This is a genomic window from Kitasatospora cineracea, from assembly GCF_003751605.1.
In the GTDB taxonomy this organism is placed as follows: Bacteria; Actinomycetota; Actinomycetes; order Streptomycetales; family Streptomycetaceae; genus Kitasatospora; species Kitasatospora cineracea.
This window is the reverse complement of sequence record NZ_RJVJ01000002.1, coordinates 396,292-413,334: the sequence shown is the minus strand read 5'-3', so window position 1 is coordinate 413,334 and position 17,043 is coordinate 396,292. Positions and strand designations below refer to the sequence as shown.

Here is a 17,043-nt window from a genome sequence, read left to right as displayed (position 1 = left end):
GGCGTCAGTGGACGCCCAGCCAGGACTTGATCGGGACGAGCGCGAAGTACACGACGAACACGCCGGTCAGGATCCACATCAGCGGGCCGGGCTCGCGCCACTTGCCGGTGCCCGCCTTGATCACGGTGTACGAGATGACGCCGGCCGCGACGCCCGCGGTGATGCTGTACGTGAACGGCATCAGCACGCAGGTGAGGAACGCCGGGATGGCGACCTCGCGGTCCGACCAGTCGATGTGCCGGGCCTGGCTCATCATCATCGAGCCGATCACCACCAGCGCGGCGGAGGCGACCTGCACCGGCACCACGGCGGCCACCGGCGAGAAGAACAGCATCAGCGCGAACACGCCGCCGGTGACGGTGGAGGCCAGGCCGGTGCGGGCGCCGTCGCCGACGCCGGTCGCCGACTCGACGAACACGGTCTGCCCGGACGCCCCGGACAGGCCGCCGATCGCGCCGCCCGCGCCGTCGATGAACAGCGCCTTCGACAGGCCGGGCATCCGGCCCTTGGAGTCGGCGAGCCCGGCCTCGGTGCCGACGCCGATGATGGTGGCCATCGCGTCGAAGAACCCGGCCAGCACCAGGGTGAACACGGCGACCGAGGCGCTGATCGCGCCCAGCCCGTGCGAGCCGAACGCGCCGAACAGGTCGACGTGCCCGAACAGCCCGAAGTCGGGCGCGGAGACCGGCGATCCGGGCCAGGTCGGCGCCGAGCCGCCCCAGTCCTTCGCGGTCAGCCCGGCCGCCTCGTTGACGACCAGCGCGACCACGGTGCCGGCCGCGATGCCGATCAGGATCGCGCCCCGGACGTTCCTGGCCAGCAGCACGAAGATGGTCAGCAGGGTGAGCGCGAAGATCAGCACCGGCCAGCCCTGGAGCTCGCCGAACGGGCCGAGCGAGAGCGGGGTGGGGCCGCCGGTGTGCACGAACCCGGCCTTGTAGAGGCCGATGATCGAGACGAACAGGCCGATGCCGATGGTGATGGCGTGCTTGAGCGGCAGCGGGATGCCGTTCATGATCTTCTCGCGCAGGCCGGAGACCACCAGCAGCACGATCAGCAGGCCGTAGATCACGCACAGGCCCATCGCCTGCGCCCAGGTGGTGTGCGGCACCACCAGCGCGGATATCGCGCCGGAGACGGACAGGCCGGCCGCGACCGCCAGCGGCACGTTGCCGACCACGCCCATCAGGATGGTGGTGACGGCGGCGGCCAGCGCGGTGGCGGTGGTCAGCTGGGCGTGGCTCAGCTTGGCGCCGGTGACGTCCGCGCCGCTCAGGATGATCGGGTTGAGCAGGACGATGTAGGCCATCGCCATGAAGGTGGTGAGACCGCCGCGGATCTCGTTGCCCAGGGTGGAGCCGCGCGCAGAGATCTTGAAGTAGGCGTCGAGGGCGCCTCTGGGAGGTGTTTCGGGCGCGGTGGGGGCCGCTTCATCGGTGGGGCCGGGCTCCGTGGAGGTCCGGGACATGTCCACTCCCAAGGTTCATAGGGGGTTGGGGTGGGCGAGCCGACCTGAATGCCCGTCAGGTGGGGTACGCAGGGGGACTGGTTCGACTCACGGGTGGGGGTGCTGCGGGGCCCGGCGAGGCTCCGGCAGCGCCCCGGGGGTCGGCAGGGAAGACTGGTGCCGCCCCCGGGGACGTTCTTGACAGGCCGTCAGAGCGTGTCGGTCAGGTGCTCCGGCCGCACCGGGATGCGGTTGAGCGCCTTGCCGGTGGCCTGGCGGATGGCCGCGACGATCGACGGGGTGGCGGAGACGGTGGGGGCCTCGCCGACGCCGCGCAGCCCGTACGGGGCGTGCGGGTCGGGGAGTTCGAGGATCTGCACCGGGATCGGCGGGGTGTCCAGGATGGTGGGGATCAGGTAGTCGGTGAAGGAGGCGTTGCGCACCTTGCCGTCCTTGACCACGATCTCCTCCATCACCGCGAGGCCCAGCGCCTGGGTGCAGCCGCCCTGGATCTGGCCGACCACCGAGAGCGGGTTGAGCGCCTTGCCGACGTCCTGCACGGCCGTCAGCTCGACCACCTTGACCAGGCCCAGCTCCACGTCCACGTCGACCACCGCGCGGTTGGCGCAGAAGGTGTACTGGACGTGGCCGAAGCCCTGCCCGGTCTCCTTGTCGAACGGGACGGTGGGGCGGTGGTGGTGCTCGCGGGTCTGCTCGATGGCGTCGTCCCCGAGCAGGTCCACGATCGGGATCAGCACGCCCGCCGAGGCCGAGACCACCTTGCCGCCGACCAGCGACAGGTCGTCCTGCCGCCAGCCGTAGCGGTGCCGCCCGCGCTCCAGCAGCTCGTGCCGGACCGCCTCGGCGGCCAGCTTCACCGCGCCGCCGGTCATGTACGTCTGCCGGGAGGCGGAGGTGGAGCCGGCCGAGCCGACCTCGGTGTTGGCCGGGTGGATGGTGACCTGCTCGACGCCCAGCTCGGTGCGGGCGATCTGGGCGTGCACGGTGACGCCGCCCTGGCCGACCTCGGCCATCGCCGTGTGCACCATGGCCACCGGCTCGCCGCCGATCACCTCCAGCCGGACCCGGGCGGTCGAGTAGTCGTCGAAGCCCTCGGAGAAGCCGACGTTCTTGATGCCCACCGAGTAGCCGACGCCGCGCACGATGCCCTCGCCGTGCGAGGTGTTGGAAAGCGCGCCCGGCAGGGTGCGCACGTCCAGGTGCTCCAGGTCGAGCGGCGGCGGCAGCGGCATGTCCTTGACCCGCTGGAGCAGTTCGGCGACCGGCGCGGGCGCGTCGATCGGCTGCCCGGTCGGCATCAGGTCGCCCTGGGTGACGGCGTTCAGCTGCCGCAGCTCCACCGGGTCCATGCCGAGCGCCTCGGCCAGCTTGTCCAGCTGCGACTCGTAGCCGAACGCGGCCTGCACCGCACCGAAGCCGCGCATCGCCCCGCAGGACGGGTTGTTGGAGTACAGCGCGATGGCGTGCATCCGCACGTTCGGGATGACGTACGGCCCGTGGCCCAGTGAGGCGGCGTTGCCGACCACCGCGGGGGAGGCGGAGGCGTAGGCGCCGCCGTCCAGCACGATCCGGCAGTCCGCGAAGACCAGCTTGCCGTCCCGGGTGGCGCCGTGCTCGTAGCGCATCTTCGCCGGGTGGCGGTGCACGTGCCCGAAGAACGACTCGTCCCGGGCGTAGACGATCTTGACGGGCTTGCCGGTGTGCAGCGCCAGCAGGCAGGCGTGGATCTGCATCGACAGGTCCTCGCGGCCGCCGAACGCCCCGCCCACCCCGGCCAGCGTGAGCCGGACCTTCTCCAGCGGCAGGTCCAGGACGGGCGCCATCTGCTGGCGGTCCACGTGCAGCCACTGGGTGGCGATGTACAGGTCGACGCCGCCGTCCTCGGCGGGCACCGCCAGGCCGGACTCCGGGCCCAGGAACGCCTGGTCCTGCATGCCGACCTCGTACTCGCCGGACACGACCACGTCCGCCAGCGCCCGCACCTCGTCGGTGACGCCCAGGCCGGAGACCAGCTTCTGCTCGTGGCAGATGTTGCCGTACGCGTGCGACCGGTACTCGTGCGGCTCGTGCACGTAGCCGTGGGTCTCCGGGTCGAGGCACTGCTCCTCGGTGGTGATCGGGGTGAGCACCTCGTACTCGACCTTGATCTTCTTCACCGCGCGGCGGGCCGTCTCCGGGTGGTCCGCGGCCACCAGGGCGATCGCCTCGCCGTGGTAGCGGACCTTGTCGATCGCCAGGGCCGGCTGGTCGGCGATCTCCAGGCCGTAGTACTTCTCGCCCGGGATGTCCTCGTGGGTGAGCACCGCGTACACCCCGGGCACCTTGAGGGCCTCCGAGACGTCGACGGACAGGATGTTGGCGCGCGGGTGCGGGGAGCGCAGCGCGGTGCCCCACAGCATGTCCTCGTGCCACATGTCCGAGGAGTAGGCGAACTCGCCCTTCACCTTCAGCGTGCCGTCCGGGCGCAGCGGGGAGCCGCCGATGCCGTCCTTGGACGCCTGGTTGATCTTCTGCAGGTTCTTCTGGCCCTGGATCGTCCGCGCGGTCACTTCGCCACCCCTTCGACCGAGCACTTGCGGGCCGAGGCCAGCCGCACCGCGTCCATGATCTTCTCGTAGCCGGTGCAGCGGCACAGGTTGCCCGACAGCGCCTCGCGGATGTCCGTGTCCGAGGGCTGCGGGTCCGCGGCCAGCAGGGCGTCGGTCTGCACCAGCAGCCCCGGGGTGCAGAAGCCGCACTGCACGGCGCCCGCGTCCACGAACGCCTGCTGCACCAGGCCCAGCTCGCCGTCCTGGCCGGCCAGGCCCTCCACGGTGCGCACCTCGCGGCCCTGCACCTGGCCCGCCGCCACCAGGCAGGAGCACACCGGCACCCCGTCCAGGTAGACCGTGCACGAGCCGCACTCGCCCTGCTCGCAGGCGTTCTTCGACCCGGGCAGGCCGACCCGCTCGCGCAGGACGTACAGCAGGGACTCGCCCTCCCACACGTCGTCGGCCTCCACCGGCTTGCCGTTCGCGCTGAACGTGACCCTCATGCCGCGCTCCTGATCTGCTTGCGATAGTCGTTCCAACACCACGTCAGGGTGCGCCGGGCCATCACGGCCAGCGCGTGCCGCCGGTAGTCGGCGGTGCCCCGGACGTCGTCGATCGGCGAGGCCGCGGCCTTCACCAGCTCGCCGAAGCGCTGCACCACCTCCGGGCCCAGCAGCTCGCCGGACTCCCACAGGCCGCGCTCGGCCAGCACCCCGCCCAGGTACTCCTCGGCCTCCACGGCCCGGCGCGGCGTCGGCGCGGCCGACCCGATGCCGGTGCCGACCGTGCCGTCCTTCGGGTGCAGCGCGAAGCCGAACGCGCAGACCGCGATCACCATCGCGTTGCGGGTGCCGATCTTCGAGAACTGCTGCGGGCCGTCCGCGACCGGGATCCGCACCGCGCGGATCAGCTCGTCCGGCTCCAGGCTGTTGCGCTTCACCCCGAGGTAGAACTCGTCGATCGGGATCAGCCGCACCCCGCGCACCGAGTGCGCCTCCACCAGCACGTCCCGGCCCGCGGCCAGCAGCGCCGGGTGCGAGTCGCCGGCCGGCGAGGCCGCGCCCAGGTTGCCGCCGACACTGCCGCGGTTGCGGATCTGCGGCGAGCCCACCGTGTGCGCGGCCAGCGCCAGGCCCGGCAGCGGCACCGACAGCTCGTCGATGATCCGGGCGTACGGCACCGCCGCGCCCAACCGGACGGCGTCGCCGTCGTCCGTCCACTCGGTGAGCTCGGTGATGCGGTTCAGGTCGAGGATCGCGGATGGCCGGTGCACGTCGAAGTTCATCTCGACCATGACGTCCGTGCCGCCCGAGACGGGCAGCGCGGTGGGGTGCTCGGCCTTCGCCGCGAGTGCCTCGTCCCAGGTAGCGGGCCGAAGGAACTCCATGCGGGTAACTCCTCAAGTCGTCGCCGACGGACGCGGGCACTGCGCCCTTGCCGGCACCCGGGGCCGGGAGGCCCGGTCGGGTGCCGCGGTGCAGCCCGGCGGCGTGTTGGCAAGTGAACCTCTGTGACGGGGGCCACTGGCAGTCACCGATGGCATGAGGCCCGGCGGTGGCCCACCGCGCCGTCCTGTACGTTCCTCTAAGGTGGACGATCCTCCAGCTCAGCTCGTGCACACTGGGCCGTTCCAACCCTCCGTTCCCACCCTCACAGACCAAGGAGGGCGCCCATGCGCGTCCGCGACCTGCTCGCCCCCGGCGCCCCCCGGCTGCGCCTGCTCGCCGGCGAGGACGAGCTCGACCGGCAGGTCACCGGAGTGATGACCACCGACCTCCAGGACCCGGGGCGCTACCTGCACGGCGGCGAGCTCGTCCTCACCGGCATGCTCTGGCGCACCGCCCCCGCCGACTCCGAACGCTTCGTGCGCACCATCGTCGCGGCCGGCGCCGCCGCCCTCGGCGCCGGCGAGGTCGAGGTCGGACCCGTCCCCGACGACCTCGCCGCCGCCTGCCGCCGCCACCGCCTGCCGCTGCTCGCCGTCCCCGACGACGTCGCCTTCGGCGCCGTCACCGAGTACGTCGGCCGCCAGGTCTCCGCCGACCGGGCCGCCGACCTCGCCGCCCTGGTCGACCGGCACCGCCTGCTGGTCTCCGCCGCCGGAGCCGGCGGCCTGGACGCCGTCCTCGACCTGCTCGGCGGTGACCTCGACCTCGACTGCTGGGTCCTCACCCCCACCGGGCGCGTCGTCGCCGGGCCCGCCGACCACCTGTCGCCCGCCGACCGCGACCAGCTCGTCCGCGCCCACCTCGCCGCCCAGCGCCAGCGCCGCCGCCCCCCGCACCGGGTCCGCCTCGCCACCGGCACCTACTCGCTGCTGCCCGCCGCCGCCGACCCCACCGACGAGGCCCCGCTCGCCGACTGGATCCTCGCCGTCGCCGGCGACGTCACCGAGTGGACCCCCAAGCGCCAGCAGCTCGCCGAGAACCTGGCCCGGCTGGTCGCCGCCGAACGCACCCGCCGCGACGAGGGCCGCCGGCTGCGCCGCCGGATCGCCGACGAGGTCCTCGCCCTGCTCCAGCGCGACGCCGACCCCGCCGAGATCGGCCGCGCCCTCCAGGCGTCCACCACCATGGCCGCCCGCTACGAGGGCTCCACCGAGACCTCCGGCGACCAGCCCCAGTGGCTGGTGCTCTCCGCCGACGCCACCGGCCTGCCCGACGGCGCGCTGCGCCCGGTCCTCGAGGAGGCGCTGGCCGCCGCCACCGACCGGGCCCTGGTCGCCGCCCTCGGCCCCACCGGCGCCGTCGTCGTCCTGCCCGCCCTGGACACCGCCGTCCCCGCCGACGCGGTCCGCGCCCTGCTCGCCCCGCTGGAGGCCGGCCTCGGCTCCGAGGGCCGGATCACCGTCGGCGTCTGCGCCCCCGCCGCCGAGTCCGGCGGCCTGCGCGGCGCCCTCGAAGAGGCCCGGCACGCCCGCCGGATCGCCGCCGCCCGGGTCGGCCGGATCTGCGTCGCCGGCCCCGAGGAGCTCGCCTCGCACGTCCTGCTGCTGGCCGCCGTCCCCGACGAGGTCCGCCGCGCCTTCCGCAGCCGCCTGCTGGACAAGGTCATCGCCTACGACCTCGAGCACCAGGCCGACCTGGTCCGCACCCTGGAGGCCTTCCTGCGCTCCGACGGCTCCTGGACCCGCTGCGCCGCCCAGCTGCACGTCCACGTCAACACGCTGCGCTACCGGATCGGCCGGATCGAGGAGCTCACCGGCCGCGACCTGTCCCGGCTGGAGGACCGGGTCGACTTCTACCTGGCCCTGGAACTCGCCTAGGCCCTCTCGTTCGGATCTTGCCGGGAGCCCGACGACGCGCGCTGATCCGACAAGATCCGAACGAGAGGGCCTGGCGCGGCGTCGACGAGTTTTCCGTTCAGGCGGCGACCGGGTGGGCGAGGGCGTCCTCGGCGACCACGCGGTAGACGGCGTTCAGCCGGGGCTCGCTGACCAGGTGCCGGATCCGCTGGTAGCGGCGCTCCTCGATCGGGGCGAGGCGCTCCATCCAGACCGGGATGTCCGCGGGCTCGACGTCCTCGATGACCGCGACAGTGCACAGCTCCTGCGGGTCCTCCAGGTTGAGCGCGCTCAGCACCACCCGCGGGTCGTCCGGGACGACCTCGTCGGGAGCCCAGGCGCGGCGGAACTCCTGGTAGTCGACGCCTGCGTTGAGCGTGCGGACCATGACGGCGATGAGCTTCACGGCGGGTTCCTCCTCGTGGTTCCGATGGATTCTTACGGTGTAAGAACCGCGATGGCGATAGATTGCCTTGCACTGCAAGAGAAGTCAAGGAGGAACCCGCATGGCCGACCGGCGCTCCCGCCCCCGCTCTGGACTGACCAGGGAGAAGGTCCTCGACGCCGCCGTTGAGTTCGTCGACCGGCACGGCGCGGAGGCCCTCTCCACCCGCCGCCTCGGCGCGGAACTCGGCGTCGAGGGCATGACGCTCTACCACTACGTGCCCAGCAAGGCCGCCCTGCTCGACGGCATGGTCGAACGACTGCTGCTCCAGGTCGACGCCGAGGCCCGCTACGCCGACGGCGAGCCCTGGACGCAGACCGTCCGCACCGCCGCCGACACGCTGCGCGCGGTGCTGCACCGGCACCCCGGCATGCTGCCGGTGATCGCCGTCCGGCCCGTCAACTCACCCGCCGCGATCGGGGTGTTCGAGCACGCCCTGGCCCGGCTGCGGGCTGCCGGCGTGCCGCTCGACCTGGCGATGGACGTCCTCAACGCCGCGATGACCTTCACCATCGGCCACACCCTGGCCGAACTCGGCGACGCCCCCGAGACCCCACCCGCCCTCGACCCCCAGGCGCACCCGCACTTCGCCCGGGCCCTCGCCACCGGCGCCGGCCTCGACTTCGACCGCCGCCACCACCGCACCCTGGAGATCATCGTCAACGGCTACGCGGCCCTGCTGGAGCGGCCCGGCGGGTGAGCGTCCGGGGCCGGGAGGGCGGGTGGGGTCAGGGGTGCGGGGCGGGGGCCGCCGGGGCGTCGTGCGGGCTCGGGCTCCTCCTCGGCGACCCGGAACAGGTGGGCGTTCAGGTTGGAGTCCGCGGCGCCGAACAGCAGCCGCCCGGTGGCGGCGTACACCAGGACCGCGCCGGGGCGGAACACGTCGCTGGCGGCGGTGGGTTCGAGGCCCCGGACCTGCTCCGGGGGCATGAAGCCGGGGGAGCCGATCAGCATGCCGGTGCGGGTGTGCAGGACGAGGGCCAGCCGGTCGGCTACGGGCTGGTGCGCGACCGCCCGGCACCACCTGGGCGTCCAACACCGGCGTGCTGCCCGTTGGCCGGGGCCGCGGCCGCGCGCCGTCGACACCTGGGAGCTGGTGCTGCCGACCGCCGCCTGAGCCCCTTCCCGCTCCCCACCGACCGGAGGACGTCCGCCGTGCACGACGCCCGCACCGCCGCCGCCGACTACCGGGCGGCCCGCGAACCGCCCCGCGAAGGCCCGACCGCCTGGCGGAGGAACGCCGCAGGGGCCCGGCCGGGCGGCCGGGCCCCTGCGGGCGGGTGGGGGCGGGTCAGGCGGCGCCCCGGCGCTTGCCGCGCGGGCGGCGCGGGTAGGGCAGCAGCCGCGGCGAGCGCTTGGCGGCCACGTCCTCGACCCAGCCGAAGGCCAGCACCAGCAGGAGCAGCAGCGGCAGGCCGACCAGCAGGGTGAACCACTGGCTGGTGAGCAGCCAGCGCAGGTGCTGGTAGAAGAAGTCGACGTCCCACAGCCGGTCGATCACCGGGACGGCGGCCACCAGCGCGGTCACGTGCCACAGGTAGACGCTGACGGCGCGCGAGTTGAGCAGGCTGACCAGGCCGTTCCAGCGTTCCAGCGGGGCGGGCCAGCGCTCCCACGACGGGCTGACGTGCAGCAGCAGGGCCACGAAGCCGAGCGACCACACCGCCTGGGCGATCGGCCACGCCTCGATGTCGGTGGGCTGGGTCGGGTCGACCGGCCGGGTCTGCAGGTACCAGAACCCGGCGACCATCACCAGCGGCGCGATCGACGGCAGGACGTACTGCGGGAGCTTCTTCAGCAGCCCCTCCTGGTGGGCCATGCCGAGGATCCAGCAGGAGCCGAAGGTGGCGAAGTCGTTGGCGGTCTCCCAGACCCGGTGGTAGACGAACTCCTGGTCGGCGAAGACCCCGTTCATCACGATCACCATCGCCAGCGGGAAGCACAGCGTGGCCACCGGGAATCGGCGCAGCATCCGCAGCAGCAGCGGCGAGAGCAGCACGTACCAGAGGTAGGCCCGCAGGTACCACAGCGGCACCACCAGCTGGGTGGCCCAGCCGGACTCGAGGTGGCCGCCCAGGCCGTGCAGCCCGTCCTCGGCGTACGGGGGTGTGCTCAGCGGCAGCAGCCAGAACGACAGCTTGGCCCACCACCAGGTGGGGTGGCCGTCGGCGCCGGGGCCGCCGCCGTCGACCACCTGGAGGGCCACCACGATGCCGCCGAACAGCCACATCGGCGGCAGCAGGCGGCGCAGCCGGCCGCGGACCACGCCGAGCGCGGGGCGTTTCAGCGAACGGGCCATCAGCGAGCCCGCCAGCGCGAACATCACGCCCATCGACGGGAACAGCAGCGGCAGCCAGAACCAGCCGAAGTTGTGGTAGAGCACCACCCGGACCAGCGCCAGCGCGCGCAGCAGGTCCAGGTAGCGGTCCCGGCCGCCCTTGCGGACCGGCGGCGCGGGCTCGGCGGCCTCCTCCAGCTGGCGGCGCACCTGCTCGGGGATGCGCAGCGCCATGGTGTCCTCGTGGCGCCCGAAGGAGCCCTCGGGCTGCCCGGGGGTTTCCCCGTCGCGCCCGAAGCCGGCGGGGATGCGCAGCGGGACGGTGTCCTGGTGGACCCCGCGCCGCCCGACGGGTGAAGTCATGTCAGCCCTCCACCGGTGCGGCGGCGACCTCGCCGGTGCGCCGGAGCTTCTGCCAGCGCAGCCGGCCACCGGTGAACGCGGTGATCGTGGACTGCAACAGGACGATGTACATCAACTGCCGGTAGACCACCTGCTGCAGCGGCAGGCTGATCAGGTGCCAGGGCTTCTCCCGGTCGAGCCGGAAGGCGTACCAGGACAGCGCCGACTGGAGCAGGATGAAGCCGCCCCAGCTGGCCAGGGTGATCGGGGTGTCGCCGAACAGCACCCCGTACAGCAGGAACAGGTCGACCAGCGGGGCCAGCAGCGGGGCGACCACGCCGAACATCACCACCAGCGGCAGGCCGATCCGGCCGAACCGGCCGGCCGGGCCGCGGGCGGTCACCGCCCGGCGGTGCTTCCACATCGCCTGCATGGAGCCGTAGCTCCAGCGGTAGCGCTGCGACCACAGCTGCTGGAGGCTGGCGGGCGCCTCGGTCCAGGCGCGGGCGCGCTCGGCGTAGACGATCCGCCAGCCCGCGCTGAGCACCGCCATGGTGATGTCGGTGTCCTCGGCGAGGGTGTCGTCGCTCATCCCGCCGACCTCCCGCAGCGCCTCCCGGCGGAAGGCGCCGACCGCGCCGGGGATGGTCGGGATGACGTTGAGCACGTCGTACATCCGGCGGTCCAGGTTGTGGCCCAGCACGTACTCGATGTGCTGCCAGGCGCCGATCAGGCTGTCCCGGTTGCCGACCTTGGCGTTGCCCGCGACCGCGCCGATCTTCGGGTCGGCGAAGGGCTGCACCAGCTCGCGCACGGTGGACGGCTCGAAGACGGTGTCGCCGTCCATCATCACCACGATGTCGTGGGCGGCGGCCGCGACGCCGGCGTTCAGCGCGCTCGGCTTGCCGCCGTTGACCTTGCGGATCAGCCGGACGAACGGCAGGTCCATCTCCTCGACGATGTCCGCGGTGCCGTCCGTGGAGCCGTCGTCGATGACGATCACTTCGATCGGGTAGTCGCTGGCGGCCAGCGAGTTGAGGGTGTTGGCGATGCACTCGCGCTCGTTGTAGGCCGGGACCAGCACGGTGACCGGCTCGGTGACCGGCTCGCCCCAGGCGCCCTGCTTCCTGGAGCGGCGGGCGTGCACCGGCGCCAGGACGACCATCAGCGCGAACCGGCCGAAGTTGAGGAAGCCGACCAGCGCCAGCAGGGCGACCAGCACCGGCAGGGTGACCACCGCGACCTTGCTGGCCCAGATGAACACCTTGCCCGCCCACAGCTGGTAGCCGTGCACCGGCACCATGGCGCTGGGCGCGCCGAGCGCGTCGGAGATGGTGGTGAACCGGTAGCCCTCGCCCTGCAGCTTGACGATGATCTGCTCGAGCGCCTCGACGGTCTCCGAGCGGTCGCCGCCCGCGTCGTGCAGCAGGATCAGCTCGCCCGCGCCGGGCTTGGCGGGCAGCGCCGCCTTGACGATCTCCTCGACGCCGGGGCGCTTCCAGTCGTCGGTGTCGCGGTCGATGAACGCGGTCAGGTAGCCGTGCGAGCCCACGTACTTGATGACCGGGTAGTTCCAGTCGTCCATCGCGGAGGCGTCGGAGGAGTACGGCGGCCGGAACAGCGAGCTGTGCACGCCCGCGACGCCGGCCAGCGCGAGCTGGGTCTGCGCCAGCTCCCAGCTGATCCGGGCGTGCGACTGGTAGGCCAGGTCGGGGTGGGTGAAGGTGTGCAGGCCGATCTCGTGGCCGTCCGCGACGATCTTCCGGATCAGGTCGGGGTTGCGGGTGGTCATCGAGCCGGTGACGAAGAAGTCGGCCCGGATCTGGTGGTCCTCCAGCACCTTGAGGATCTTCGGGGTCCACTCCGGGGAGGGGCCGTCGTCGAAGCTCAGCACCACGGTCTTGTCCGGGATCCGGTAGCTGACCGGCTCCGCCTTCTTGTCGCGCGCGTCGATCACCGGGCCGCCCTTGAGCAGGTCCTCGGGCACGGTGGTCTTGTCGACGGACTGCGCGATCCGGGTGTCGTGGAACACCTCGTTGGTGGCCAGGCCGCGCAGCACGAGGAGCACGAGCAGGCACGCCAGCAGGGACAGCGGCATGAAGAACCGCAGCGGCGGCGCGGCCAGTCGGCGCGGCCTGAGCAGGGACTGCCGGCGGCGCTGGTGGCGGGACAAGGGCGCTCCTGGAGATGGGCGGTGCGGACGGTCAGGGCTGCTTGGGCGACGTGCCGGTCGGCGTCGACCCGTGCTGCCCGGCGGTGGACTTCGCGCCGGTGGCCTTGGTACCGGTGGTCTTGGTGCCGGTCGGCTTCGACGGGGTGCCGCTGGGGCGCACGGCCGTCCGGGAGGAGGTCGCCGAGGGCGAGGGCGACCCGGCGGCCGTCGGCGACGCGGCGGGGGAGGGCGACACCGGGGCCTGCGCGGCCGGCGACTGGGCGGGCTGCGGGGGGATCACCAGCGGCGGGGCGTCGGCCTGCATGCCGATCAGGCTGCCGCCCATGGCGACCGCCAGGACCGCGCCCACCAGCGAGACCGGCCAGCCCATTCCGCGCAGCAGCCGGCCGCGCAGGCCGGACTGGTCGACGAACACCGGCTCGGGCGGCGGTTCCCCGAAGTCCTCGGGGTCCCCGAAGTCCTCGGGGTCCTCGGAGTCCTCGAACTCCCGGGGCCGTGGGGCTCCAGGAAGTCCCGGTACCTCTCGAACCGGTCGTCGGGCACGGCGGGCTCCGCCGGGTACGCCGGTCCGGGTCCGGGGGGAGGGGTCGTGGCAGGGCGCACCTTGCGGGGCCCCTTTCAGTGCAGGGTGACGGAGGACGCGGGAGCGTAGGCCGAACGCTAGTCCACCGGTCCGAACCGAATAGAAACCGATGTCCTGATTTGGTGCGATCTGACGCGGTGTTGTAATCGGATCGAGATGACCGTTGCACTGGCGCCGTGCACAAGCGTGTACGGAGCGGTGACCTTGGCTCATGTCCGTCAGGACCGGGCCCCCGCCCGGGGAGGCGCCCTTGCGCGCCCCGTTAGGATGACCGCTTCGTATGATCGGTCGTCCGGCCCCCCGCGCAGCGGGCGCCCCGGACGTTCCGCCACCGGCCCGCCGCCACGCCCAAGGAGCCCGTGTGAGCCAGCCCCGCCGCGTCCCCCGTTCCCGCGCGTGGAGGGTGCTCGCGCTGCCGGCCCTGGTGTGCGTGCTCGCCGCCTGCTCCAGCAGCCCGGCCCCCGACGGCCCCCGGGCCGCCGCGGGCGGGAAGTCCGCCTCCGGCGCCGCCGCCGCGTCGCCCTCCCCGACGCCGACCGGCCCGCCCGGCACGATGTTCGACACCTTCCACTACACCGGCGCCGACGACCCCGAACTGGCCGCCCACGGCTGGGCGGTCCGGGACGGCGCGGGCGGCCCGGGCATCAAGGACAGCTGGTCCACCACCGGCGCCGCCTTCCCCGAGGACGCCGACGCCCAGGGCGGCCGGGTGCTCAAGCTGAGCTCGTCCACCGACGGCACCAAGCAGGGCACCAAGCAGGTCGAGGTGCACAGCACCGGCAACAACCTGTTCAACGGCACCTTCGCCGCCCGGGTCTACCTCGCCGACAAGCCCGCCGCCGGCCGCACCGGCGACCACGTCGTGCAGACCTTCTTCCCGATCTCCCCCGAGGACTCCTCGGCGAACTACAGCGAACTCGACTACGAGTACATGCCCAACGGCGGCTGGGGCTCGGTGGGCCCGCAGCTGGACACCACCAGCTGGTTCAAGTCCGACCCGCCGGACCGGGTCACCCACGCGCTGAAGAAGAACCTCGGCGGCTGGCACCTGATGATGATCACCGCGATGGACGGCAAGGTCACCTACTCGCTGGACGGCAAGGACCTGTTCACCAGCACCGGCAAGTACGTGCCGCGCGAGAAGATGGACATCCACTTCAGCAACTGGTTCATCGACCTGATGCCCTCGATCGCCGGGCAGCGCAGCTGGGACATGAAGGTCAACTGGTTCTACTACAAGGCCGACCAGGCCGTCTCGCAGGCCGACGTGCAGAAGGCCGTCGACGGCTTCTACGCCGCGGGCACCGGCTACGTCAACACGCTGCCGAAGTCCTGACCGCCCGTCAGGACGCGACGAGGGGGGTGCGGGCCGCGGGCCCGCACCCCCCTCGTCGCGTCCGCGGTCAGCGCCCGGCGGCCGGGATGACCGAGGTCAGCCAGGTGAACACGCCCGGGACCATCGGCTTCCAGACGTCGCTGCTGTGCGCGCCGGCGGTCTCCTGCACGGTCACCGTGGTCGGGGCCTTGGCGGCCGCCTTCAGCGCCTCGCCCGCCTCCAGGCCGTCGCCCTTGTTGCCGCTGACGTACAGCGCGGTCTTCGGCGGGGTCTTGGCGGACTTCAGGATGTTCAGCGGGTTGGAGACCTCGCGCAGGTGCGGGTCCTTGGCGGTCAGCGACTTGTCCTCGATGCCCGGGTCGTTGTACCCGGACAGGCTGACCCCGGCCCGGTAGCGGTCCGGGTGCTCCAGGGCGAGCTTGGCCGCGCAGTGCGCGCCCGCCGAGTAGCCGGCCACCGCCCAGCGGCCGGCGGCCGGGTCGACGCGGAAGTTGTCCAGCACCATCTGCGGCACGTCCCGCGACAGCCAGGTGTCCGCGTTGACCTTGCCCGGGACGTCCGCGCAGCCGGTGTCGGTGTTGTCGCCCAGCAGGTTGGTGCGCGGCGAGACCAGGATGAACGGGGAGACCTGCCCGCTCTGCATCATCGGCTTCAACTGCTCGGAGACCTTCAGGGTGCCGAACCAGGTCTTCGAGGAGCCCGGCCAGCCCGGCAGCAGCTCCACCACCGGGAAGGTCTTGTCCTTGTACGCCGGGTCGTTGTACTGCGGCGGCAGCCAGACCAGCACCTCGCCGTCCACGCCGGACACCTGGCCCTTGAGGTCGGTGGTCTGCACGTCGTTCGGCACCTTCGGGTCGCCGACCGGCTTGAACTGCTGGATCACCTTGGGCCGCTGGGCGTCGTTGCCCGGCGTGCCCGCCGCCCCGCCGTCGGCCTGCGCCTGCACGTTCGGCACCGCGCGGACGTGGTTGCCGGTGCCCAGCAGGTCGTCCCAGCTGCCGTAGATCAGGTTGGCGTTGTTCACCATGACGAAGACCATCATGACGGCGGTGAGCTGGCAGAAGAGCAGCATCACGATCCTGGACAGCGCCTGGACGGGCCGCGGACCCCGCACCCGCCCCCACAGCAGCAGGGCCACCGTGATCGAGATCGGCACCAGCACGATCGTGAGGAGGAGGAACGGGGTGCCTGTCAGCTGCATCGGGGTCTCTCGAATCGGGTCGTCCGGCCGTCCGGGGCACGGTCCCCCGGTTCACGCATCACACTTGTCAGACTGCGTCATGCAAGCGATCAGTTGCTGTCGACACTCGCGAAAACCTGAGAGGAACATCACGTTTTCGTGAGAATCCGCTGTGCGTTCTGCGCTCAGTCTGCCAGTTCGTCCACAGCCCTCCGCCACCGGACCGCAACCTTTACCCAATCAAGGAGCATTCGTTCCGTGACCCGCGCCAACGGCCCCGTCCGCCCCGTCCTGCCCAACCTGCTGGGCCTCGGCCCCCGCGCCGAACGCCGTCGCCGGACCCTGCCCGCCGGGCTGCTCCGGCTCCCCACCGTCGGCGTGGACATCGGCGGCACCAAAGTGGTCGCGGGCGTCGTCGACGGCGAGGGCAACGTCGTGGACCGGCTGCGCACCGAGACCCCCGACAAGAGCAAGAGCCCCAAGGTGGTCGAGGACGTCATCGTCGACCTGGTCCTCCAACTCGCCGACAAGCACGACGTGCACGCGGTCGGCGTCGGCGCGGCCGGCTGGGTCGACGCCGAGCGCTCCACCGTGCTCTTCGCCCCGCACCTGAACTGGCGCGGCGAGCCCCTGCAGCAGGCACTCAGCTCCCGGCTGCGCTTCCCGGTGGTGGTCGAGAACGACGCCAACGCCGCCGCCTGGGCCGAGTGGCGCTTCGGTGCCGGCCGGGACGAGGACCACATGGTGATGATCACCCTCGGCACCGGGATCGGCGGCGCCGTGGTCCGCGACGGCCGGGTCGACCGGGGCAAGCACGGCCTGGCGGGCGAGTTCGGCCACATGCAGGTGGTCCCCGGCGGCCACCGCTGCCCGTGCGGCAACCGCGGCTGCTGGGAGCAGTACTCCTCCGGCAACGCGCTGGTCCGCGAGGCCCGCGAACTCGCCGCCGAGGAGTCCCCGGTCGTCCAGCCGCTGCTCGCCCGGGCCGGCGGCACCCCGCTGGGCATCACCGGCCCGCTGGTCACCGAAGCCGCCCGGGACGGCGACGCCGTCGCCGTCGAACTCCTCTACGAGGTCGGCCGCTGGCTCGGCGTCGGCATCGCCAACCTGGCCGCCGCGCTCGACCCCGGCCGCTTCGTCATCGGCGGCGGCGTCAGCGAGGCCGGCGACCTGCTGCTCGCCCCCGCCCGCGACGCCTTCCGCCGCACCCTCACCGGCCGCGGCTTCCGCCCCGAGGCCGAGATCGTGCACGCCGCCCTCGGCAACGAGGCCGGCCTGGTCGGCGCCGCCGACCTGGCCCGCCAGGTCGCCCGCCGCTTCCGCACCGTCAAACGCCACCGCGTCACCCCCTGACCCCACCGCACCCCGGCCGCCTCCGCCGCAACAGCAGCCACGGAGCCGGGGCGCCCCGCCCGCTGCGCGGG

General features: G+C 72.7%; 13 protein-coding genes and 1 pseudogene. 4 read left to right on the top strand and 10 right to left on the bottom strand.

The annotated features are described in order from the left end of the window. Window positions 1-4: 4 nt before the first annotated feature. The 4 genes from EDD39_RS28330 to EDD39_RS28315 all read right to left on the bottom strand — a co-directional run bounded on the left by EDD39_RS28330 (window position 5) and on the right by EDD39_RS28315 (window position 5,386). The gene (locus EDD39_RS28330; protein ID WP_123561511.1) at window positions 5-1,468 is read right to left on the bottom strand and encodes an NCS2 family permease; all 1,464 of its coding nucleotides are present in this window, start codon (window positions 1,466-1,468) and stop codon (window positions 5-7) included. 188 nt (window positions 1,469-1,656) lie between these two features. Further along, window positions 1,657-4,017, bottom strand: coding sequence for a xanthine dehydrogenase subunit D (pucD, locus tag EDD39_RS28325; protein WP_208765672.1), 2,361 nt, complete (start codon window positions 4,015-4,017; stop codon window positions 1,657-1,659). Continuing rightward, the gene (locus EDD39_RS28320) at window positions 4,014-4,502 is read right to left on the bottom strand and encodes a (2Fe-2S)-binding protein (RefSeq protein WP_030460384.1); all 489 of its coding nucleotides are present in this window, start codon (window positions 4,500-4,502) and stop codon (window positions 4,014-4,016) included. The genes pucD and EDD39_RS28320 overlap by 4 nt, the downstream gene beginning before the upstream one ends. Then, window positions 4,499-5,386, bottom strand: a complete 888-nt coding sequence (locus EDD39_RS28315) for an FAD binding domain-containing protein (protein ID WP_123561509.1) — start codon at window positions 5,384-5,386, stop codon at window positions 4,499-4,501. The genes EDD39_RS28320 and EDD39_RS28315 overlap by 4 nt, the downstream gene beginning before the upstream one ends. Before the next feature lie 285 nt (window positions 5,387-5,671). On the opposite strand from EDD39_RS28315, the gene EDD39_RS28310 reads away from it, so the two are divergent. Continuing rightward, window positions 5,672-7,264, top strand: coding sequence for a PucR family transcriptional regulator (locus EDD39_RS28310; RefSeq protein WP_123561508.1), 1,593 nt, complete (start codon window positions 5,672-5,674; stop codon window positions 7,262-7,264). 97 nt (window positions 7,265-7,361) lie between these two features. On the opposite strand, the gene EDD39_RS28305 is transcribed toward EDD39_RS28310, so the two are convergent. Further along, window positions 7,362-7,688, bottom strand: a complete 327-nt coding sequence (locus tag EDD39_RS28305; RefSeq protein WP_123561506.1) for a hypothetical protein — start codon at window positions 7,686-7,688, stop codon at window positions 7,362-7,364. Window positions 7,689-7,788: 100 nt separating this feature from the next. On the opposite strand from EDD39_RS28305, the gene EDD39_RS28300 reads away from it, so the two are divergent. Then, window positions 7,789-8,427: a TetR/AcrR family transcriptional regulator C-terminal domain-containing protein gene (locus EDD39_RS28300; RefSeq protein WP_123561504.1), complete on the top strand. Its 639-nt coding sequence runs from the start codon at window positions 7,789-7,791 to the stop codon at window positions 8,425-8,427. Between the two features lie 47 nt (window positions 8,428-8,474). On the opposite strand, the pseudogene EDD39_RS41480 reads toward EDD39_RS28300, so the two are convergent. The 4 genes and pseudogenes from EDD39_RS41480 to EDD39_RS28280 form a co-directional block, all read right to left on the bottom strand. Beyond that, window positions 8,475-8,693 (bottom strand): annotated as a pseudogene (locus tag EDD39_RS41480) (serine/threonine protein kinase); the annotation flags it as partial. A gap of 325 nt (window positions 8,694-9,018) precedes the next feature. After that, a complete protein-coding gene (locus tag EDD39_RS28290) occupies window positions 9,019-10,368 on the bottom strand; it encodes an acyltransferase family protein (protein WP_244257330.1) in 1,350 nt (449 codons plus the stop codon). 1 nt (window position 10,369) lies between these two features. After that, window positions 10,370-12,457: a bifunctional polysaccharide deacetylase/glycosyltransferase family 2 protein gene (locus tag EDD39_RS28285; protein ID WP_425269795.1), complete on the bottom strand. Its 2,088-nt coding sequence runs from the start codon at window positions 12,455-12,457 to the stop codon at window positions 10,370-10,372. Between the two features lie 94 nt (window positions 12,458-12,551). Beyond that, window positions 12,552-12,935, bottom strand: a complete 384-nt coding sequence (locus EDD39_RS28280; RefSeq protein WP_123561499.1) for a hypothetical protein — start codon at window positions 12,933-12,935, stop codon at window positions 12,552-12,554. A gap of 529 nt (window positions 12,936-13,464) precedes the next feature. Between EDD39_RS28280 and EDD39_RS28275 the strand changes: the two genes are divergently transcribed. Next, complete coding sequence (locus EDD39_RS28275; protein WP_148089548.1) at window positions 13,465-14,439, top strand: glycoside hydrolase family 16 protein; 975 nt, start codon at window positions 13,465-13,467, stop codon at window positions 14,437-14,439. 67 nt (window positions 14,440-14,506) lie between these two features. Here EDD39_RS28275 and EDD39_RS28270 read toward each other — a convergent pair whose 3' ends face one another. Then, window positions 14,507-15,640 carry an alpha/beta hydrolase gene (locus EDD39_RS28270; RefSeq protein WP_123561495.1) on the bottom strand — a complete coding sequence of 378 codons (1,134 nt, stop codon included), beginning with the start codon at window positions 15,638-15,640 and terminating at the stop codon, window positions 14,507-14,509. Window positions 15,641-15,919: 279 nt separating this feature from the next. Here EDD39_RS28270 and EDD39_RS28265 point away from each other — a divergent pair, with 279 nt between their 5' ends. Next, the gene (locus EDD39_RS28265; protein WP_244257425.1) at window positions 15,920-16,972 is read left to right on the top strand and encodes an ROK family glucokinase; all 1,053 of its coding nucleotides are present in this window, start codon (window positions 15,920-15,922) and stop codon (window positions 16,970-16,972) included. Window positions 16,973-17,043: the final 71 nt, after the last annotated feature.